This window comes from Gluconobacter sp. (assembly GCF_047722525.1).
Taxonomy (GTDB): Bacteria; Pseudomonadota; Alphaproteobacteria; order Acetobacterales; family Acetobacteraceae; genus Gluconobacter.
Genome location: NZ_JBDNYY010000001.1, coordinates 389,575 through 411,512 on the forward strand (window position 1 = coordinate 389,575; position 21,938 = coordinate 411,512).

At 58.8% G+C, this 21,938-nt stretch carries 14 protein-coding genes; 6 read left to right on the plus strand and 8 right to left on the minus strand.

Features of this window, described 5'->3' with window-relative positions; genetic code table 11:
• The first annotated feature begins 87 nt into the window (after nt 1–87).
• From ABF859_RS01895 to ABF859_RS01915, 5 genes are read left to right on the plus strand one after another with little or no spacing between them, the layout of a single operon-like run.
• Nucleotides 88–2,727 (plus strand): Z1 domain-containing protein, encoded by a 2,640-nt coding sequence (locus ABF859_RS01895; protein ID WP_172493688.1) that lies wholly within the window; start codon nt 88–90, stop codon nt 2,725–2,727.
• A gap of 22 nt (nt 2,728–2,749) precedes the next feature.
• Complete coding sequence (locus ABF859_RS01900; protein ID WP_415525565.1) at nt 2,750–3,730, plus strand: PD-(D/E)XK motif protein; 981 nt, start codon at nt 2,750–2,752, stop codon at nt 3,728–3,730.
• Entirely contained in the window at nt 3,712–5,550 is a 1,839-nt protein-coding gene (locus tag ABF859_RS01905; RefSeq protein WP_415525566.1) for a hypothetical protein, read from the plus strand. Before ABF859_RS01900 ends, ABF859_RS01905 begins: the two co-directional genes overlap by 19 nt.
• Nucleotides 5,550–6,461 carry a hypothetical protein gene (locus ABF859_RS01910; RefSeq protein ID WP_172493685.1) on the plus strand — a complete coding sequence of 304 codons (912 nt, stop codon included), beginning with the start codon at nt 5,550–5,552 and terminating at the stop codon, nt 6,459–6,461. Before ABF859_RS01905 ends, ABF859_RS01910 begins: the two co-directional genes overlap by 1 nt.
• Nucleotides 6,458–7,285 (plus strand): DUF6339 family protein, encoded by an 828-nt coding sequence (locus ABF859_RS01915; RefSeq protein ID WP_415525569.1) that lies wholly within the window; start codon nt 6,458–6,460, stop codon nt 7,283–7,285. The genes ABF859_RS01910 and ABF859_RS01915 overlap by 4 nt, the downstream gene beginning before the upstream one ends.
• 380 nt (nt 7,286–7,665) lie before the next feature.
• Here the strand turns inward: ABF859_RS01915 and ABF859_RS01920 are convergent, their stop codons facing one another.
• The 3 genes from ABF859_RS01920 to metX all read right to left on the minus strand — a co-directional run bounded on the left by ABF859_RS01920 (nt 7,666) and on the right by metX (nt 11,277).
• Nucleotides 7,666–8,961: a DEAD/DEAH box helicase gene (locus ABF859_RS01920; RefSeq protein WP_415525571.1), complete on the minus strand. Its 1,296-nt coding sequence runs from the start codon at nt 8,959–8,961 to the stop codon at nt 7,666–7,668.
• Between the two features lie 520 nt (nt 8,962–9,481).
• Nucleotides 9,482–10,087, minus strand: coding sequence for a methionine biosynthesis protein MetW (gene metW, locus ABF859_RS01925; protein ID WP_415525573.1), 606 nt, complete (start codon nt 10,085–10,087; stop codon nt 9,482–9,484).
• Nucleotides 10,087–11,277, minus strand: a complete 1,191-nt coding sequence (metX, locus tag ABF859_RS01930; RefSeq protein WP_415525575.1) for a homoserine O-acetyltransferase MetX — start codon at nt 11,275–11,277, stop codon at nt 10,087–10,089. The genes metW and metX overlap by 1 nt, the downstream gene beginning before the upstream one ends.
• A 148-nt stretch (nt 11,278–11,425) precedes the next feature.
• Between metX and ABF859_RS01935 the strand changes: the two genes are divergently transcribed.
• On the plus strand, nt 11,426–15,208 hold the full coding sequence (locus tag ABF859_RS01935) for a glycoside hydrolase family 99-like domain-containing protein (protein ID WP_415525577.1): 3,783 nt from the start codon (nt 11,426–11,428) through the stop codon (nt 15,206–15,208).
• A gap of 433 nt (nt 15,209–15,641) precedes the next feature.
• On the opposite strand, the gene ABF859_RS01940 is transcribed toward ABF859_RS01935, so the two are convergent.
• The 5 genes from ABF859_RS01940 to ABF859_RS01960 form a co-directional block, all read right to left on the minus strand.
• Entirely contained in the window at nt 15,642–17,891 is a 2,250-nt protein-coding gene (locus ABF859_RS01940) for a TonB-dependent receptor (RefSeq protein ID WP_415525579.1), read from the minus strand.
• Between the two features lie 248 nt (nt 17,892–18,139).
• Nucleotides 18,140–18,937, minus strand: coding sequence for an alpha/beta fold hydrolase (locus tag ABF859_RS01945; RefSeq protein WP_415525581.1), 798 nt, complete (start codon nt 18,935–18,937; stop codon nt 18,140–18,142).
• A 28-nt stretch (nt 18,938–18,965) separates the two neighbouring features.
• On the minus strand, nt 18,966–19,601 hold the full coding sequence (locus ABF859_RS01950) for an N-carbamoylsarcosine amidohydrolase (protein ID WP_415525682.1): 636 nt from the start codon (nt 19,599–19,601) through the stop codon (nt 18,966–18,968).
• Nucleotides 19,601–20,638, minus strand: coding sequence for a 2,5-dihydroxypyridine 5,6-dioxygenase (locus ABF859_RS01955; RefSeq protein WP_415525583.1), 1,038 nt, complete (start codon nt 20,636–20,638; stop codon nt 19,601–19,603). The genes ABF859_RS01950 and ABF859_RS01955 overlap by 1 nt, the downstream gene beginning before the upstream one ends.
• Entirely contained in the window at nt 20,629–21,936 is a 1,308-nt protein-coding gene (locus tag ABF859_RS01960; RefSeq protein WP_415525585.1) for a solute carrier family 23 protein, read from the minus strand. The genes ABF859_RS01955 and ABF859_RS01960 overlap by 10 nt, the downstream gene beginning before the upstream one ends.
• Nucleotides 21,937–21,938 lie beyond the last annotated feature (2 nt).

A 21,938-nucleotide genomic window follows, 5' to 3' on the forward strand; every position in this document is an offset into this window, starting at 1 on the left:
TTTCTAGAATTCCACTTGTTATTTATGTCCTATTCATTGCACAAAAAGGGAGTTGGGACTCGAACTTTACGAGCTAAGGAAAGCTTGATGGCATCAGTAACACAGACAGAGTCGTTTGCCAGACAGCTACGCGCTCGCCTCGCGACGGCAGTCGATGTTAATGACGCCGCGCGCCTTGTTCGTGTTGATCTTGAGGCATTCCTTGGTGTCTTCTCGTCGGAGCAGGAGGAGGACTTTTCCGCTGCGATAGAAAGCGTCAGCAGCATGATACGGCCGGTGGAAATCCTTCGTGTAAATTCCATGTTTCGCGTGCGCCGGCAGTGGTATCGCGGTCCTGCAGAGGGCGACCGGCACTGGCCTGCACTACGCTCCTACCTCGTTGATTCCAAGGGTTGGCCGGCCGAGACGGTCGACCAACGGATCGGTGTCGCTTCCAACGAAATCGTCTCACTTCTTGAAAATCCTGCGATCGACAGCTTTGCGTGTCGTGGCCTTGTGATCGGTCATGTGCAATCGGGCAAGACGGCCAACATGACGGCAGTCATCGCAAAGGCGGTCGACGCCGGCTACAATTTGGTCATCATCCTCGCCGGTCTGACAAACAAGCTGCGCAGGCAGACCCAGAGTCGGATGCGCAAAGATCTGGTCGATCGGTTGCGCGACCGATGGGAACTCCGGACCACAGAGGACGATCAAGGCGATTTCAGAATGCCTCCGAACGGCGGCTTCTCCGCGCCAGCGGCGGGTGTCGTGCAGTTCGCGGTCGTCAAGAAGAACGTGGCTCCGCTTGGTCAGCTTCTCGCGACACTCGATCGTACTCTGCCGGCCGTACTTCGCAGGCTCCGCGTGCTCATTATCGACGACGAATGCGATCAGGCGAGCGTCAATACCGCTTCGGGCGAGTATGACATGACCCGGATCAACGAGAACATCCGGCTGATCCTGAAGAAGCTGCCGGCAAACTCCTATGTCGGCTATACGGCCACACCCTTCGCAAACGTGCTCATCAATCCCTTCCCGGCCGGCGGACGCGAGCTCGACGATCTCTATCCGAAGGACTTCATCACCGCACTGCCGACCCCCGACGGCTATTTCGGTACCGAACGGCTGTTCGGCCGGTCCCCGGTCGACGCAGAGGCACCGCTCCCGGAGGAGGAAGGCCTCGACATGATCCGGGAGATTCCGGAAAACGACACGCTGCTGCTTCAGCCTCCGAGCCGTGCTGAAAAGGACGCCTTCCAGCCTCGGATGCCGTCTTCGCTCGAGGATGCAGTGCTCTATTTCCTGGCGTCCTGCGCAGCGCGTCGTTTCCGGGGCCAAGCCGACAGCCACATGTCGATGCTGATCCACACCTCCGCCTATGTGATCATGCATGATCGACTGGCAACGCTGGTCAAGGCATGGCTCGAGGTCGTCGGTAGTCAGCTTGTGAACGTCTCATCCCCGTTGTGCCAGCGCATGCTAACTCTCTGGGATGCAGAGCAGCTCAGAATTCCGGATGGAATCTGCACGCAGCCGCATGTCAGATCGGAACAGCTGACGCCGTTTATTCAGGCAGTGCTCGACGCACTCGAGGTGCCTGTCGAAAACGGGGTGAGCGAGGACCGGATCGACTATGATGGTCCGCCGAAGACCTATATCGTAGTAGGCGGGTCGATCCTCGCCCGCGGCCTCACGATCGAGGGCCTGTGCGTCAGCTATTTTCTACGTACGTCCAGCCAGTACGATACCCTGCTGCAGATGGGCCGCTGGTTCGGCTATCGTCCGGATTACGAGGACATGCCTCGTATCTGGATGACCGAAGCTCTGTCGACGGCATTTCGATCACTCGCCCTAATCGAAGCCGAGATACGCTCGGACGTCGGCGAATATGCCATCCGGCGCAGCACGCCGATGGAATTTGCGGTCCGAGTTCGATCGATCCCGGGCATGGCAATCACTGCCGCAAGCAAGATGCGCGCCGCAATTCTGACCGACGTCAGCTACGCCGGGAAGCATGTCCAGACGATCCGTTTCGATCATCATGATCCGCGGATCGTCCAGGCCAACTGGACCGCGGCTGCGCATCTGATGACACAGGCTACCGACCTCGGTCTGCGGTCGCCCGATGACTCGACGATCCTGTTCAAAGGTGTTCCGGGTAGACTGATCGTCCAGTTCTTGCGCGCCTTTTCCGTTCAGACGTCGCACCGGGAGCTCTCTGCCGAATTCCTGCTCGGCTATCTTGATGCGTCGGGCGACAGTCAGAAGGCATGGAACGTCGGTGTCGTGGAGCCCCGTGCAGGAACCACGTCCAGCGAGCCACTTGGCGGCCTCGGAATGGTCCGGCTGTCGACAAGAAGCCGGCTCAATCGGCCCGAGGATTTTGCCGACATCAAGGCGCTGATGTCGATACGGGACGTCCTGTTCGACTGCGGCGAGGCCGGAGACGCTGTTCCGAAGTCCGACTGGAGCACTCTCAAAGCGGCACGTGTTGCAATCCTTGGTCCCGTACCGCTTCTGCTTCTCTACCCGATCGACAAGGCATCGCAGCCACGTCCCGGCTCGACCGAACGCTCTTCGCTCGATGCGGTCGGCAATCTCGTCGGTTTCGGTATTGTCTTCCCCGGCGCAGCGGAAGGCGCCGGCGGCTACTACAGCGTTCGACTGGAGCCGCCGTCTGCGGACGATCTTGAGGAGATAGAGGACGAAATTGCCGAGCAGATTGAGGCCGGGCGTGCCCGCTGAAGCGTCCGTGGGTCAATGGGAGATGCTCCGTCGCGGCGGGCAGGTGTCCACTGCGCTTGAGATCCCGAGCGTCGATACAGGCATAGACACCGGCTCCGGCTCGGTGCGGCTGGCACTCGGCAACGCAGGCGAGCTCAGGCTTCTGCTGCCAGTCCGACAGAGCGAACGCATCGGCGAGACTCCATCCAGCCAAGCGCTCGGTATCGGTGTTGCCACGTACACGCTGGGCGGCATGCCAATCCGCTTTCTCGACATAGTCTGCCTCAGTGCGACCCTCGACGGTGTGTTCGCCGATGTTGCCGACGAGATCATGGAGAGGATTGTCGGAGGCGCATTCCCTGTCGAAGCGTGTCGAACAACTATCGAGGACTTCCGCTCTCTGCTGACCATGACAGCGGCAGAAGTGAGCATTCAGGAAATCCGCGGCCTGATCGGCGAGTTGCTGATGCTGCGTACGCTGCTCGGCCTCAATCCAGCCGCTTGGAAGCTCTGGCGTGGGCCGCTTCGTGAACGCCACGACTTCCGCGGCGGAGCCCTCGCGACAGAAGTGAAGACGACCAGCAGGTCGGCGATGCCACATGTGACGATCTCTGCTGTGGATCAGCTTCTGCCGCCCGCGGGCGGAACCCTGGCGCTTGCAGTGTATCAGCTCGCGGAAACGTCTGGTGGAGACATCTCGGTGGCGGGAGTTGCAGCCGAAGTCCTTCGAGTGGCCTCCGACAGACAGGGAGTTCTCCGCCTCCTCGCGGGCTACGGCTGCACCGATCCCGAATCCTGGGAGTGGAACCGGTGCTACTTTCGGCTGGAGAATGAAGACCACTATCTTGTCGATGCCGAATTTCCGCGGATCATCCCCGAGAGCTTTTCGGGCGGCTGCGTTCCGGCCGGCGTCGAAGAGATCTCGTATGTCGTGAACCTCGGAATGGCTGAGCAGTGCCGCCTGAGTGACGCTGCCGTCGGGGCTCGACACGGGGAGCTGGTCGCGTGCCTTGCTCACCTCTGACTCTTCACTCAGAAGCGTACTCGGCGTCTGGCAACCTGGCGGCCGACGGCTACCGCAAGCTCCTCGGCGCGCCCTCCATCGACCTTGTGCAGACGGTCGTGAGAGAGGCGGTCCAGAACAGTTGCGACGCGGCGCTCTCGGATGGCGGCGCGGAGGTCCATTTCCGTGTAAGAGCCCTGCAGTCGGCTGAGCTCGAGGCACTTCGCGATACCGTTCTGGCAGAGCGACCGCTCGACGAAAGTGCGGCAGACCCGCTCGAAGCCTTTCTGTCGAGTGCAACTCCACATGTTCTAGAAATATGCGATTTCGGGACGGCCGGACTGGCAGGTCCAACGCGCGCGGATGTGGCAGCGACGGAAGACGAGCCGACCGACTTCGTCGACTTCCTCAGGAATGTCGGTTCCCGGCGGAACACGACGCATGGCGGCGGAACGTACGGCTACGGGAAGACATCGCTGTATCTCGCCAGCCGGTGCTCGACGATCGTCATCGACAGCCAGACTACTCATGCAGGAGAACCTCGGCGCCGTGTCATCGCGGCTCAGCTAGGCTCTGCGTTCAGCGCGAATGATGCCGACGGCATTCGACGCCGTTTCACCGGTCGACACTGGTGGGGACACGCGTCAGGTGATGATGAATATGTCGACCCGGTCGAAGGGGAGGATGCAGCCGACCTCGCCGGGGCTCTGGGCTTCCCTAAGAGATCACCGGAACATAGCGGCACATCGATCATGATCCTCGATCCGCTGTTCGTGGAAGAGGACCACGAGCGCGCGATCGATCTAATCGAGGAGGCGCTTCTATGGTTCTTCTGGCCTCGATTGCTGGAGGGCACGCCCGAAAGCAGGAAGATGCACTTTCGCATCTTCGTGGACGGCGAGGAACGCGCGCTGCCTCGACCAGAGGATTTCCCTCCGCTCGATCTCTTTGCTCGCGCGATGAAGGGGCTGCGCTCCGATCCTCCGGGCGGTAACATTGTGAAATCCCTGCGACCAAAGCGCGATCTGGGGCGTCTGAGTTTTGCTCGTGGCCTCCGTGCTGATCGCGTTGCGCCTGCCCGTCGCGAGGACAGCCTTTTTCCCGAGCGCTGCGCGGCAATTGCCGTTATGCGTCCGGTAGAGCTGGTCGTCCGATACTTCGCGGGGACCCATATCGCAGATGACCGCTTCGAATGGGCTGGTGTCTTTGTCGCTTCGGACGATGATACCGTCGAAAAAGCTTTCGCTATGGCGGAGCCTCCGGCTCATGATGACTGGCAGTACGAGGCGCTCTCCGACAAGGCAGCTCGCAGCATCGTCAAGATTGCAGTGGATCGTATCCGAGCAGCTGCGCTGGAATATGCAAACCCGGTTTCAACGCCTGCTCCGGACGGAGACAAGGGGCCGTCGCTCGCGGGTGTTGCCGGACTCTTCGGCAGAGCGCTGGAGGGCGATGGCGAAGGAGCCGGCCCGCGTCGACCCGGGCCAGGCGGCAGCTGCGGTCGGACGGGGCCGTCAGTTACTAGGCCCACGTTCGTCCGGCTTGAACTGGGCGAGTCCGGACCTGTCGGTGTCTTCGAACTCGCGGTCCGAGGCGAGGGTCTCGCGCTCTCGCTCCATCTTGATCCACTTCTCGTCATGGATGGCGGGACGGCATCGGAATATTCGACTGCCGAGCGCCCGACGGTGACGCGCATTGTCGACGAGGGCGGAGAAGAGCTCGCGATCGACGGACCTGTGGTCATCGGCGACCGTCGAGGGAAGTTCGAGGTCTCGGTTGCCATGCCGGCAGACTGTGCAGTGACGATGACCGCCCGCATAAGCTCTGACGAGACCGACTGATGGGACGGATTGCCTTTCCGTTCCTGACCCTTGATCAGACCGCGATCAGTCCGGAACCATGGATGCTTCTCGAGGACGGCCTAGAGACACCGATAGGGGATGCGTGGCTGCCCGACTGGGACGCTGCGAGAGATCTTCGTCTTCGACGTCTCGTGACAACCGATCTCGATCGCGCTGCTGATAGGCTCTCGATGCCGATCGATGATGGTGCGCTCGAGCTCGTCATCCGGATCGGAACTGGCATCGGCAACATGCCGCGTCGAATCATTGCGACTTCGAAGCTGCCGTTGACGCGGATGGAGCCGACAGTTGTCATCGACGAACTGGTGCCCGGCCGCAGCCTTTCACAGCGATTGCTCGTCGATACCCTCGTCATTCTGCGCCAGCCGCGCGACGGCTCGCTCTTGTCGCCCGGTCGTGCCGGATCGAAGCTGTGGTCGGATCAGCTCGATCTCCGCCTAGAAGGCGAGGAGCCGCGTTTTCCCATGGAGGCCGTCAGCTTTCTGGAGCGCTTTGCCGGCCGGCCCGAGGCCTATGCCCCATGGTTGCTGCACTGGACGCCGGGCAACTTGCATCGCGACTTTGGCGGAAGCGTACGCCTCTATCTCAACAGTGACCGCGCCGATGTGACTGATCGACTGCTCGCAGGCGATCGCGCCACCACCCAAGTGATTCTCGCCGATGTCATGACCCAGATCATTACTGCCTCGCTGCGCCAGAATGAATTTGAGCGGCTCGTCATGGAAGCCGATCCATGCTCGATCGCCGGACGAGCAGCCCACTGGATTGGCCTGGCCTTTCCGGAGCAAGACATCGCGGCAGTGCGCAGTATGATTGATCTTCGCCCGTCCACATTTTATGCCGGCATTCTGGCTGCCGCGGACATCGTCAGTCTGGAAAACAGCGCGTGATCGTGCAGCTGTTCCCTAGGCTGGATCGACTGGCTGTCGATGCGCTTCTGTCCGCACGCGCCGACGACGCGGTCCGTCCGGAACCCGTTGTCGATGCAGACAGCTTTCCCGTCGAGACCCGCTACGCTGCAAGTGGCGGCAGTCCGATCAGGCCTGATGTCCTCATCGACATTCGCGCTGGCCTTGAAGAGATCGCCGCTGGCTGTGGGTTTCCTGACCGGGGAAGCGCAGCTGATCGCGCGCAATTCGACGAGCGCGCGTCCGCCTTTCTTGCCCAGAGGAACGAGCTTAAGGGCGGCGAGGCCCTGCGCGACGACGTATGGGCATTTCTTGCCTGTGTAGTTCTTCCCGATTTGGTCGCTTGGCGATTTGTGGATCGGCCTGCCGAACGTTTCCACGGTGGCGTGCGCAACACATTCCAGCGATTGTGGATGCGCGGCCATATCTTGGATCGCGGTCCCGCGTCAGATGCGCGCTGGGAGTTGCTTGGCGCACTCACTGAAGACGCGCTGGTTCAAATCACGGAGCGCCCTTCGATAGGCAATGACGCTCGATTATCACAAGCTCTAGCCGAAGGCTGGCTGCGTGCTTCCAAAATACTGGGGCGATCGGCGATGGAAGACGCCATGCGTGAGGCAGTGATCCGACTGCGGCTTCGCAATCAGGTCCAGCTTCTTTCCGAACTTGACGATCAGGAGCTTGAAGATGCGGTCAACGCATTTTTTGCACAATCGTCAGTAGCGATAGACCCCGAGTCTCGCTCAGGAACTGAGCTTCTACAAAGTAGAAGCCTATACAGGGCTGGGGTTGAGGTGACCACTTAGGCTGCGCTGCTTGTTGGGATATTCCACTCGCATAACTAACGCGTAGCATAGTGAAAATTATGCCATCCGATTAAAGGGAGCGGGGAGAATTCTTCTCATTCATCTCGGTATCCTGCACCTAGTGGAGGATACGCGCGGTGGGGGTATAAGTGAGGGTATTTTCGATAAAGCCGCTCGGAAAGAAAAAACGAAAACAATATTATAATAGATAAATTCGATTGACACCCTCTCCGCCAGATTTCCAGAACAGAATCCTGAATCTGCCCATACCGCGGCTGCACGCAATTTTTTCTACATGCGCCGTCCGGGTGGAATACGAAAAAGGCCGCCCCTGCATTTGCAGAGACGGCCTTTTTTAATCTTCGTCTGGATAAAAAAAATCAACGCGGGCCTGAGCGTGGGCCGCCGCGACCGGGTGCCCCACCACGACCACCACCCGGACGTCCACCCGACGGCGGCCCCGAGCGACGACGTCCGCCCCCTCCGCCGCCACGACCACCACCCAGAACCGGCGGACGCTGCGTGGACAGGCGTGCCTCTTCGGAATGGAACGGGTGATCAGTCACGACGGGAATGGGCTTGCCGATCTTCTTCTCGATATCCTTGAGCCAGGCGCGCTGTTCCGCGTCACACAGGGATACTGCGCAGCCTTCACGCCCCGCACGGGCCGTCCGGCCGATGCGATGGACGTAAGATTCCGGCACATTCGGCAGATCGTAATTAAAGACATGACTGACCTCGTCCACGTCGATACCGCGGGCCGCGATGTCCGTAGCAACCAGCGCCTTGATGGCGCCGCTCCGGAACCCAGCCATGGCACGTTCGCGGGCGCCCTGCGACTTGTTGCCATGGATAGCTTCCGCCCGGATTCCGTTCTTGTTCAGGAACTCCGCGACCTTGTTGGCTTCATGCTTCATCAGCGTGAAGACCACAGCCCGGGCCACGCTTGGACTTTCCAGCAGCATGAGAGCCGCATCTTTCTTGCTGCCAGAATCAACAAACATGACAGCCTGATTGATACGCTCAACAGTGCTCGACTCAGGGGTTACCTGAACCGTAGCCGGGTCCCTGAGCAGCGAATGGGCGAGATCACTGATGGAGGACGGCATTGTTGCCGAGAACAGCAGGGTCTGACGCTGCTTGGGCAGCAGGGCCATGATACGCTGGATGTCGCGCACGAAACCCATGTCCAGCATCCGGTCGGCCTCATCAAGGACAAGGATTTCCAGGCTGGAAAGATCGATATGCTTCTGCCCGATCAGATCGAGCAGGCGCCCGGGGGCTGCGACGAGAACGTCTACACCACGGCGGGTGGCTTCGATCTGACGTCCCTGCCCCACACCGCCGAACACGACCGCATAAGAGAACTTCATGTGCCGCGCGTAAGCGGCAAAGCTCTCACCAATCTGGGAGGCCAGTTCACGCGTCGGCGCGAGAACAAGGGCACGAACACCCTTCGGAGGCGCGGGCCGGCGATTCGAAAAGATATGGTTCAGAATGGGCAGGGCAAAGGCTGCGGTCTTGCCTGTCCCGGTCTGGGCGAGACCCAGAAGATCACGCCCTTCCAGCAGATAGGGAATGGCCCCAGCCTGGATCGGCGTCGGTGTGGTGTAACCCTCTTCTGCGAGAGCCTTCTGAATGGGCTCGGCAAGCTTGAGTTCGGCAAAACTGGTCATGGACCTCTCCTTTGAGACGGCAAGGTCATGCTCAGGCAACCACACCGTTTATACGCTGCCAGAGCACTGGCTGCAGGCTTTCATGGCAAATGACGACCTTCTGTGCCTCACCTGTGAAAGCGGACCAGAACAGACCCGGACAAATCGAAACCGGAAAGATCATGATGTCGTCATCACACTTCAGAAAACTGCCCTGAAGTGCTCGTGGGATGTAGGACAGCATTTGTCCCATTGCAAGGAGACAGCAACCACGCCCTGAAAAAAGCTATTGTTATTTCTTGAAATTTTGCAATCAAGAGAAGTAGTCACACTGAACCACTGCATCAAGAGGCAAAAATCCACCGCGCGGTCTGAAATATGATGCCTCACATCCAGACGCGATGAACATCACAATGTGATGAGGCAGTGAAAGCATGGCGGCACGTCCCATCTGGCTGAAGCCGCAATTCTCCCTGAAGCGCTTCTGCCACTCCTGCGCCGCCGCCACTGTCAAAGGTCACTTCGCCGCAGCCCAAACGCTTCAGTGGCCTGCACGCCTGAGCAGAAACATGGCCTGTTCGCCAAAAAGATTGGCCAGCCGGATGGAGCGGCGCCAGGGAGCGCGGGCACCGTCCTCGTCAATCGCCAGCCATTGCTGCACGACATATCCTTCCTCTTCACAGAGCAGGAGAAAATCCCGGATCGTGCAGGGGTGGATATTCGGGGTGGAATACCAAGGCGTGCTCCATACAGGCGTCATCGGCATCCGCCCGGTTGTCAGAAGCTGAAGTCTCAGACGCCAGTGTCCGAAATTAGGAAAGGATACAATGGCATGCCGGCCGATCCTGAGCATTTGGCGCAGGACTTCCCGCGGACGCTCAACCGCCTGCAGGGTTCTCTGCAGGACCACATAATCGAAGGTATCATCCGGATAGTCCGCCAGATCATGATCCGCATCGCCATGCATGACTGGCAGACCATGCGCGACGGACTGCGTCACATTCTGCATGTCGATCTCAATCCCCCGCGCATCACAGGCCCGCGTGCGATACAGATAATCGATCAGGGTTCCATCCCCGCTGCCGACATCGAGAACACGGGCACGGGGTGCAATCATTTCAGCAATGAGGCGCTGGTCGACACGCATCAGTGCTCTCCTCGCAAAAGGGCCGCATGTTCGGCGGCACCCGTAATGAAACCCCGGATCGTCCGGTCGAAATCCGGCTCCTCAAGCAGAAAGGCGTCATGCCCACGGTCACTTTCAATCTCGACGAAAGAGACGTTTGCCCCGGCCCGGTTGAGCGCGCGCACCAGAAGGCGGGACTGTGAGGTCGGGAAGAGCCAGTCCGAACTGAAAGAGACGACGCAGAAACGCGTCTGTGATTTCCGGAAGGGATTGGCAAGATCACCCTCATGCTCGGCCGCCAGATCGAAATAATCCATCGCCCGTGTGATGGTCAGATAGGAATTGGCGTCAAACCGACGCACAAATGTCGAACCCTGATGGCGAAGATAGCTCTCGACCTCAAACATCTCTCCAAACAGCGATGGACTGCTGGAGGCCGGAACCGCCGTTGCAGCGTCATGCCGCACCCGCCTTCCGAATTTACGGCTGAGGGCCTCCTCGGACAGATAGGTGATATGAGCCATCATGCGCGCCACCCCGAGCCCACGGGCCGGAATGGCATCGAAGTCCCGATAATGTCCGTCATGCCAGTCCGGGTCGGCAAAAATGGCCTGTCGGCTGACTTCATTGAAGGCGATATTCTGGGCCGAATGAAAGGGAGATGTCGCGATCGGCATGGCTGCAAAGACACGATCCGGGAAATCCGCAGCCCATGTCAGGGCCTGCATTCCGCCCATTGATCCGCCAATAACCGCAAAGAGACGGTCAATCCCCAGATGGTCGATCAGTTTCGCCTGTGCAGCCACGATGTCATGCATGGTGATGGGTGGAAACTCGCTGTCCCAGGCTTTTCCCGTTTCAGGACAGATCGACCGTGGCCCCGTGGTGCCCATACAGCCGCCAAGGACATTGGAGCACACAACGAAATAACGATCCGTGTCGATCGGCAGGCCCGGCCCCACCATCCGGCTCCACCATCCGGGTTTTCCCGTAAGGGGGTTCTGCTCTGCCAGATACTGATCTCCCGTCAGCGCATGACAGACCAGTATCGCATTGTCACGCGCCGGCGAGAGTGTCCCATAGGTGCAATAGGCAATCTCCAGCGGTGCCAGATGCACACCACATTCCAGATCGAGACCACTGTCCAGCCGTACGGTCCGGTGTGTGTAAACCGGACCATCCGCGATGGTCGGTGACGCGCTGATGTCCATCGCTAACCCACCTCTGATGCCATGAATGAAGGCAGCATGCCTCCCGGGCGCCACGGTATGGCACCGCCAGACGATGCGATCAAATCCCTTTTGGATTGACGATGAATTAACGACTTGAATAAAGTTAAAAAAACGTAAAAACTAAAGCATGCTGAATGCGTTCTCTCATGTTTCCTCTGATGCAACACGCACATCACCGTTCCCGGCTGATGCGTCTCCGTTGCAGATTTTGGGATATTCCGGAACGTTTGATGCGTTCTATTATCTGAAGACCAACCCCGATCTGAACACGCTCGGAACGGCCGTTCTGCGGCATTACCATCAGCATGGATGGCGTGAGGGCCGCAAACCCAATCCTTTCTTTGATCCGCACTGGTATCTCAGCCAGAACCGCGACGTCATCGGCGATCCGTTACTGCATTATGTTGTGCGTGGAGAACGCGAAGGCCGCCGTCCAATCGCCTGGTTCGATCCGGTATGGTACGCACGCACCTACCATGTTCCGGAAGGCATGCTGGCCCTCGCCCATTATCTTCTGAACCGTCACCACATGCCTCTGCGGCCGATCCCGGAGTTCGATCCGGACTTCTATCTCCGCTCCTATCCCGATGTCGCCAAAGCGGGCCTGGATGCGCTCGAACATTATATGGTTCAGGGCTTTCGGGAGGCACGGCGCCCCTTCGACGGGTTTGACCCCCTCTATTACCGGCGGAAATACCTGCGCCATTCTCCTGACAGCAACCCGCTCCTGCATTATCTGGAAAATCGCGACCGGCCCGACATCCATCCCAGCAGCCCGGAAACCGAAATATCGGTCTTCAGTGAAATCAAACGGCGGAGCAAGCCTGGTCCGCTGTTTGAAAAGGCCCGCCCTCTTCCCCGAAGTGCCATTCGCCGCGCCAGGGTTCTGGCTTATTATCTGCCCCAATTTCACACCATTCCCGAAAACGACGCCTGGTGGGGCGAGGGTTTTACGGAATGGACCAACCTGCCACGTGGCATTCCCCGTTTTTCCGGCCATTACCAGCCCCGTATTCCACGGGACCTGGGCCATTACACCCTGAACACGCCTGAAATCCTCGAGCGACAGGCTGCGATGGCCCAGGCTGCCGGGATTGAAGGCTTCATTTTCTATTTCTACTGGTTCAACCGCAAACGCCTGCTGGACCAGCCTCTGGAAATCCTGCTGGCAAATCCGCAGATCGATCTTCCGTTCTGCCTCATGTGGGCCAATGAAAACTGGAGCCGACGCTGGGACGGATCGGATGAGGATCTTCTGATCGCGCAGGATTACCGAACCGAGGACGATGGCGCTCTGGTGGACTGTTTCGCCCGGTATCTGCAAGATCCACGATATATCCATTTCGATGGACGACCGGTCCTCATGGTCTATCGACCGGGAACGATCCCGGATGCTCCCGCCGCTTTTGTCAGATGGCGTTCAATGTTCCGGGACCGGCATGGACTGGACCCGCTTTTTGTCATGGGACAGGCCTTCGGGGATGAGAACCCGGATCTGTTCGGTCTGGACGGTGCGATCGAGTTTCCACCGCACAAGGTTGTCTCAGGGTGCAACCTGCTGAACGACGAACTCAGGCTGTTCGATAACGAATTCAGTGGTCAGGTCTATGATTACGGTGAAGTCGTGAAGGCCTCCCTTGCTCAGCCCAGAACACCGTTCCCCCTCATCAGAACCGCAGCACCCTCATGGGACAATGATGCGCGCCGTCAGGGAAAAGGTCTTGTCCTGCACGGCTCAACGCCCGAACTCTACGAACGCTGGCTCAGCGGCCTGATCGAGCAGGCCCAGTCCCGCACCTTTTTCGGAGACCCTGTTGTCTGCATCAACGCCTGGAATGAATGGGCTGAAGGAGCCTATCTGGAACCGGACCAGCACTTCGGAAGCGCCTATCTGAACGCCACCGCCCGCGCCTGCACCGGCTTTGGCAAAAATCACTCACAATCCAGACTTCTTCTGATTGGCCATGATGCGTTTCCAGCAGGAGCACAACATTTGCTTCTGGAAACCGGACGGACACTGAAACACTGTTTCGGGGCGGATATCCAGTTCATCCTTCTTGAAGGAGGGGCTCTTCTTGAGCAGTACCGCAGTGTAGCCCCGACTGAAATCCTTCCCGCGGGAACAAAAAATACAGCAGCCCGACTGGACTTTCTCTACAAACAGGGATTTCAGTCCGCAGTCATCAATAGCGCCGCTACTTCAGCCATCGCCCCGCAACTTGCGGAAACAGACATCGGTTTCCTGTTTCTCATTCATGAACTCCCTGCCCTTCTGCGGAGCCGCAACCTTTGGGAGGCAATGGAAAAAGCCTGCTCCCTTGCGCGCCACGTCATTGTTCCCGCTCAAAGCGTGGCCAGAAAACTTGCTCTTGAAGCCCAGAAAAATCTGACGATCCTGCCGCAAGGCCTGTACGCCACGACCTCCTTTTCCGTGCAGATACGACAGCGTCTCCGGAAACAGATGGGCCTCCGTTCGACCGACCGCATCCTGATAGGGGCTGGCTACGCAGACCTGCGAAAGGGGTTTGATCTCTTTCTGCAACTCTGGCGCAAGATGCGTGGAAAACTCCATTGTGTGTGGCTGGGCGACATTGATGTCTCCCTGAAGAACAGTCTTCATGTCGAATTGGAAAATGCGCTCTCCAGTGGAACATTCCATATGCCCGGCAGGGTCAATAATGTTCCGGCCTGGCTGGCCGCCGCGGATGTTTTTGTCCTACCCTCTCGCGAAGATCCCTACCCTTCGGTCATCCTCGAAGCGCTGGCCGCCGGTTTACCCTGCGTTGCCTTCGACGGAGCAGGTGGGATTCCAGATCTGCTACGACAGAATGATGATACAATCAGTCACCATAGCCAGATTGTTCCTTTTGCAGATGTGCCTGCCATGGCCCAGGCTGCAGAAGAACTGGCAACATGGTCCTTAAAACGGCCGAGCAGGGAACGCCAGAAGAACGCGCGTGCTGCGGAACATCGCTTCTGCTTCAAGAAGTACACTCATGAAATCCTCAGCCTCGCCTTACCTGCAATACCGAAGATTTCTGTCGTCATTCCTTCCCACAATTATGCTCGTTACATGAGCAGCCGTCTCTCTTCAGTTTTTGCACAGACAGTACCCGTTTTTGAAATTATCGTTCTTGACGATGCATCAGAAGATAACAGTCTGGAAATCGCCCGTCAGACTGCAAAAGACTGGGATCGGGACATTATCTGCATCGAAAATACCATCTCGTCCGGGTCGGTCTTTCGACAGTGGCACAAAGCCCTCAAAATCGCACGTGGCGACTGGATCTGGATTGCCGAAGCGGATGATTTTTGTGAACCGGATTTTCTGGAACATCTCCTGGGCGGTATCAAAAACAATCCCGCTGTCGTCATGGCATTCACCGATAGCCGTGCCGTCGATGAAAATGGTGCCCCGATCTTCCCATCCTATCGCACCTATTACTCTGAAAGCGCCGGACTACTTCTGGAAAATGACAGTCACTTCACAGGTGAAAATTTTCTCAGGGGATGCCTGTCGGAACGTAATCTTGTTCTCAATGTCAGTAGCGCACTCTTCCGAAAAGAACGACTGCTAGCGGCTATCAATAGCTGTCAGAAAGATCTGCGAACACTTCGCGTTGCTGGCGACTGGCGCATTTATGTAGAACTTCTGACCCAGAAAAAAGCCGAAGTCATATACATAGCAACGCCTCTCAACATCCATCGGCGTCACGGGGAGTCAGCGACACACACACTCAATCGACGTAACCATATTGAAGAAATCGCTTATATGCACCGTCTGCTTGCAAGTCGACTGGCACTGCCCAAAACGCAAATCTCCCGACAGGAGCGCTATCGCGCAACGCTGGAACAGCAATTTGGACTGATCCCCCAAGAGGCACCGGAAAGAATAATCCTTTCATCCTGACGGTTGCGTCGGGCGGCCAAACGAAAATCCCAGCCCGTTACCGGACTGGGGTTGGTAATGCATTCGCATCGCAAGTTCAGATAGTTGGGAGCGCACACAACTATAGAAAACTGCAAATTGCATGCGGTCTCGTGAGGCCATCGTCATCCCTGATACAGTATTCTCGAAATTACTTAATTGATCAACTGCGATCTGGAAGCAGATGTGGATGCCTTAAAAGCTTAGATTCGAGAAAATTCCATGATACTTTCTCTGCTCTCCAGAAATTCCATAGTATAGATCTTTTCGGCCATTCCCGAGGACTAATGTCCTTTAACTCCGACTGGGTCGAGACCTTCGTGCCCCCTCCGCCCGGTTGGACTGACACCCACCACGCCTGAGTAACTCGCCTGACAGCAAAAAAGCCCGCGGCACAGGCCACGGGCTTTTTGTCTTAGAAGTCCGCACGCACACTTCCGAAGAACATCCGGGGGGCCCCGATCTGCATGGACTGGTCCGTCAGTGCGCCTGTCGCAATATCCGCCGGATTGCCGTTCTGGCCCATTGTGGAAATATAGCGTTTATTCGTCAGGTTAGACCCGTTGAACGCAACCGTCAGGTTTTTGATGGCACCCAGATAGCGGTTATACTGCTTCATGTTCCCGAAACTGTACTGCACGCCCACATTCGTCAGCCAGTAACCGGAGCTTTTGACGTCCGCCGTATAGCTGTAATTACGCGTGCCGGTATAGCTGCCATCGGCATAGGCCGTCATACCGTGCCATTCGTAAGAAACCCGCCCCTTGTACATGAAACGCGGATAATTAACGATCTGCTTGCCCTTCGTCGCATAGACCGTGGAGCCGCTGACGAGGTTCTGGTCATAGACGCCGTGGTTGTAGCTGATGGAATTGGTCAGTGCGAAACCGCGGAACGGCGTTAGTGTCAGGCCGGCATCCACACCGTTCATCGTCACTCCGCCCACGTTCGAGACGGCTGAGATCGGATTGACGACCGGTCCTTCCGTGATCTGCTGAAGGCGATTGTTGTAGTTCGTCCGGTACGCATAGACCGTCGCAGCCACCAGTTTGCCCGTATAGCGGTAGCCAATGGCGTAGGTCCAGGCCGTCTCGGGGCGGATCGAGGATTTCGTGTCGTCATAGGCTGTCTGGGAGACCGCAAACGGTGAGTTCGAGAGCTTGTAGCCAGACTGCGCATAGGTCCGGGCATTTTCCGAAATATCGAAATACAGCTCGTGGTCCTTCAGGAAGTGCCAGTCCGCGCTAATATGCGGCAGAAACGGCTTGGCTACCGTCAGGCTTTCCCCGCTCGTAACCGCAGCCCCTGCGCCGTAATAGTCCTGGTTCAGATACCCGTCGCCCACATTGGTCGTGCTCAGCAGGGACTTGAAGCCGAAATGCAGAGCCAGGTTCGGCAGCACGTTATAAGTATCCTGCACAAAGGCCGTGAACGTGTTGGTGTTGTAGTTCTGGTTGAATATCTGGGCGAACGGATCGCGCCACTGGGTCAGCGGATCATGCACCTTTCCCTGAACCACGCCATTCACCACCGCCGGCTGTGCATAGGCGTTCATGGGCGACATGTAACTGTTGTTCTCGTACCAGACGCCCGCACCGATATGATTGCGCGCGATATTGTAATGCAGCGCCGAGACGATGCCGAAACGCCGGATTTCCGGCTCCTTCATCAGTTCACTGACCGGCGATCCCGTGGGCGACGGATAATAGGGTGTCGCCCAGGAGGTCTGGTTGCGCTCCCCATGCCCGTAAGCCGTGGTATTCCAGGTCAGACGATCCGTCAGGCGCAGATCGGCCTTGATGCCACCAAACGTATCGACCGTATTCGTACTGCCATCATAATAGGCTGCGTCCGCCGGATCATCGAGCGTGCCGACCTTCCCCGGATAGATCCCATTCGCGGCATTTACAGCCGCGATATAGCCGGAATTGCTGCCGTTCTCGTAGCTCGGCAGACCATAGCCCACCCGTTTGATGATCTGAGGAGAGATATCCGGATAGGTGTTCTGATGCAGGTCGCTCCAGTCAAAGAACGCGGAAATCGAGCTGTCATGCCCGATCGGCTGCACGAGCTTGGCGTTCACCTGCTGCATGAACTGCTCGCCATAACCCTTCCACATCCCGCTGTCGTTACGCATGTAGGACGTATAGAACTTCGTGCCGCTGGAATTGAGCTTCCCGCTCTCGAAGCGCAGGAACGTATGATAAGTGCTGTAGCTGCCGAAACCCGCCGCAGCCGTGCCACCCATCTTGTCCGACGGCGTCATCGAGACGTAGCTCAGACCGCCACCCAGATTGTTACTCGCTGCCATGCTTTCCGCACCGGCCGACTGCGACACGTCAATGCGCGCCACGTTCTCCGACGAAATCGCCATGATCGGGTTCAGACCGTTATAATTGCGGTATGTCATTTCCCCGAGTGGCATCCCGTCCAGCGTCATCCCGATTTCCTGCTGCTGGAAACCATGCATGAAGATCTGTGAGCTCCACGTATCAAGACCCTGCGCATCCCCGGACTGGAACACGATACCCGGAAGCTGGGAGATCACCTTCATCGGGTTGGTTCCGGCAGGAGCCTCCGCCAGCATTTTCTGGCTGACCGTCTCCACCGTTCCACGCGGCGGATGACGGGCCACAACCGCCATGTTTTCCGCGCTCCTGCTCATATAGGGTCCGATATGCCGATGCTTCGGTGCCCCCACACGAGATGCACCTTTATGTGCAGCAGAAACCGTCCTGTGCACCACGGACGAATGTCTGGTGGCCGCCATGGCTGACGAAGAAAAGGCGGCTGACAGCATCGTCGTCACGGAGAGAGCGAGGTGCAGGGAGCCGGGTCGTTTACACATATACAGTCTACCTCATCTGGCTTACAGGCGCGTCCTGTAGCCGGGCGGAAATTCAGTCCTGAAAGTCAGTAGCGGCCCTGGAGCGCCTCGAAGAAACCATCGAAGTTGTCCCAGGGAATCATATGACCCGCATCCGGAACGGAAGCGATGACAATCGCAGGATTGAGCTGAAGGATTTCTTCAACATCCTCCTGCTGGATCACCCCACCCCGTGTTGCCACCACAAGAGTGGCAGGGGTTTTGAGATGGGGCAGATCCTGATGGATGTCTTCCGTATGGAACTTCTCGAACGTGATCCGGGTCGCCAGTTCGTCACAGGTATGGAGCCACTGCGCCCGTAATGTGCACTGCTCGTCTGTCCATGTCGGACAGAACCGCTTCATCTCCGCACCACTCATGCCCCTGCGCGCCAGACGAATGGATTCCGTGTACCAGTCCAGCCTGGCAGGATAGGCACGACGTCCGGGACCGCTGACGGGCGGGTCGATCAGCGCCAGATGCGCCAGCCCTGCGTCGTTCTGACGGGCCGTGCGGATTGCGATCCGTGCCCCCATGGAATGCCCCATCAGGACTACGTCCTTCAGGCCCAGCGCATCAATGAACCCGCGAATATCCGCCGCATAGGTATCAAGATCATAATCCAGATCCGGCCCTGTCGAGGACAGACCACGCCCGCGCACATCCAGAACATAGACATCATGCGTCTCGGCCAGACGGTCCGCCACGAACCCCCAGGTGATCGCCGGGCTCGTAATGCCGGGCACCAGTACCAGCGGTGCGCCCTTGCCGCCGTAGCGCAGATAATGCTGCCGGATGCCGTTGGCATGGACATTCGCACCGTAAAGCAGATGTGTCTGGGTCATGAAATGGTCCTTCTGAAAAATTGTGAGGTCAGGCGTTGGGAAGACGGGACAGCAGGGTGTCGAGGTCCATGACGTCTCCGCATTTCTGCGCCATATCAAACAGGTTGGCCTCATGCGGCCCGATGGCCCGGTCGCCCACGCAGTCGGAAACGACCACCGGGCGGAACCCGTACTGCATCGCATCCAGCACACTCGCCCGCACACAGCCGGACGTCACACACCCGGCGACAACAACGGTCTGCACCCCGTGCGTCACCAGCCAGGAAGCCAGCGGCGTGCCCGCAAATGCCGACGGCACCGTCTTGCGGACCACATATTCGCCCGGCTCCGGCGCCAGTTCGTCCACGATGGCAGACGCGGGGTTACTTTCCGTCAGCCCCAGCATCGTCGGCACCTTCAGCGAGAAGATGTTCGCATCCGCGCCATCATCCGCGAACACGATCCGCGTATGCGCCACTTTCCATCCCAGACGACGCGCCGTTGCCAGCAGCGTTTTCGTCCGCTCGATCGCTTCAGGAATATTGCCGCCACCAAAGGCTTCCGGATCGGCAAACCCGTTGACGAAATCGACAATCAGCAACGCAATGCGCCCCGTCATACCCATTTCGTTTCCGAAACCCTGCTTCTTGTAGCGGTCCTCGTCGCGATTGGTCTGCGCGCTCATCATGCGTTCTCCACCAGCTTGCCATCTTTCACGACCGGCACATCATCAAGCGTGACCGTGCAGCCCCGCATCGGAATATCGATATGACACGCCGTATCGCGCGTGCCTCCCGCCTCATTGTTCGGCCCCGTGGACCACAGGAAGTTCCCCGAACAGGCGCGCGGGTCCATGCCAATGCTGGCCTCGCGGTCATAGAACCCCATGACCGACCAGTGCGCCCGGTCCTGCATTCCCCAGCCGATATGCGACACCGCATAGACTTCCGGATCGTTGAAGCTTTCCATGTAGTCCCGCAGATGGTCGGCCTCGTAACCGCCTTCCATCGCCCGGACGAAGCCTTTTTCAAGGTGGCAGGTGATGGGCGCCGTCACATAGGATTTCTGCGGCAGGAGAATGTCTCCCGGCGCCAGAACGATCTTCCCTTCCGCCGACCCCTCATTGGACCATGTCGCCAGAAAACCGCTCGGCCAGTGGTCCCATCGTCCCGGCGCGTCCACGAAACCATATTCTTCCAGCATCGGATAATCACCCAGCGCAAAGGACGCATCCGTCCCCGCCGCCGACGTCACCCGCATGACCTTCGCCGCCTGAAGCTTTTTCGATGCCGCCAGAACGCGCTCGCGATCTTCCATCGTCGGCGTCATCCGCACCAGAACCTCCGGCGGCTCCACTGCCAGCAGGATCCGCCCCCCCGCCGCCAGGATTTCATGCTGCTCGGCCGAGAACAGCAGCGTCATCAGATCCAGCACCAGATCGCTGGCCTTGAGCATCTCGACCGCCGCCCGGTTATTTGTCAGCGGCGTCGTCCCGACAAAAGCCAGTGGATCACGCGAGAAGGACAGCGCCCCGTTCGTCGGCTGGAGATCCAGCCGGTTCGCAATCGCCCCTTTTTCCCGGACGGCCAGAACCGCGCAGCGGAGGGTCTGTTCATTGCTGCCCAGCGAGGTCAGCAGCGTCACGGTCTGCCCCGCTTCCAGGCGGCACAGCGTCAGCACCTGTCGCCAGGCCTGGACCAGTTCAAAATCACTTACGGGCATGAAGGTGGCTCCTTGGACTCCGATCCTGTTCTCAGGATCTGGTTGAGGCCGATGGCGGCGATCGTGGCGGTCGCAATGCCACCCAGCGTCACACCGCCGATTGTGAAAGTGAGGTCCCCCGCCCCGGCCACGAGGGCCACGCCAACGGGAAACAGCGTTGAGGCGCGGGAGAAATCGACGCGATTATCAACCCAGACGCGCACCATCGTCGCCGCGATCAGACCAAACAGTCCGACCGAGAGGCCACTGAGCACAGGCTCCGGAATGGCCCGCAGCAACGCCCCGAAGAACGGCGAAAAACCCAGCAGAATGGCGAAAATTCCGGCCATCCCGAAGGTCAGCGTCGAATAGACCCGAGACAGCGCCATGACGCCGATATTCTCGACATAGGTGGTCACGCCCGTACCGCCGAGACTGGCCGCCAGCATCGTCGCCAGCCCGTCCCCGAGGAACGCACGCCCCGTCAGATGATCCAGCGGCCGCCCCGTCATGGCGCCGATCGCCTTGAGATGCCCGAGGTTCTCCGCCACCAGAACAAGCGCGACAGGGGCGAGAAGGATCGCCGCATGGCCGGTAAAACGGGGCGCCGTCAGATGCGGCAGCCCGATCAGCGGCGCGGCCAGAACTTCGGAAAAGTCCATCGCCGGTGCCAGATGCAGCCCGTTCGCCACCACGACATACACAAGCGTGGAGATAATCAAGGAGAGCAGGATCGACAGCCGCCGCAGATAAGGCCCGCCATAGACCGCCAGCAGCGCCGTACACAGCAGTGCAAAAATGCCGCAGGCCGTGCCCGCCCCGCCATGCCCGAGGCCGCGCGACGCCACGGGAGCCAGATTGATCCCGATCGCCGCACCAATCGCCCCGGTGACAGACGGCGGCATCAACCGTTCGATCCACCCCGCCCCTGTAATCCGGACCAACAGACCGATCAGCGTATACACCACGCCTGCGACAAAAATTCCGCCACAAGCCAGAGCAATATCGGGGTTCGGGCCATGCCCGGAATATCCGGTCAGCGCCACGACGAGCGCGATGAAGGAAAAGCTCGATCCCAGATAGCTCGGAATGCGTCCACCGGTGATGAGGAAGAACAGGATCGTTCCCAGCCCCGAGCACAGGATCGCCACATTGGGGTCAAACCCCATCAGCAGCGGCCCCACCACGGTCGATCCCGTCATCGCAAGAACATGCTGGCCGCCGAGAAGGATCGTCTGCCCCACGCCCGGATGTTCATCGGGCGCGATCATGTCCGTCCGTTGTGCCCGGCGCCAGACCGGAAGCCAGCGTTCACCCATTC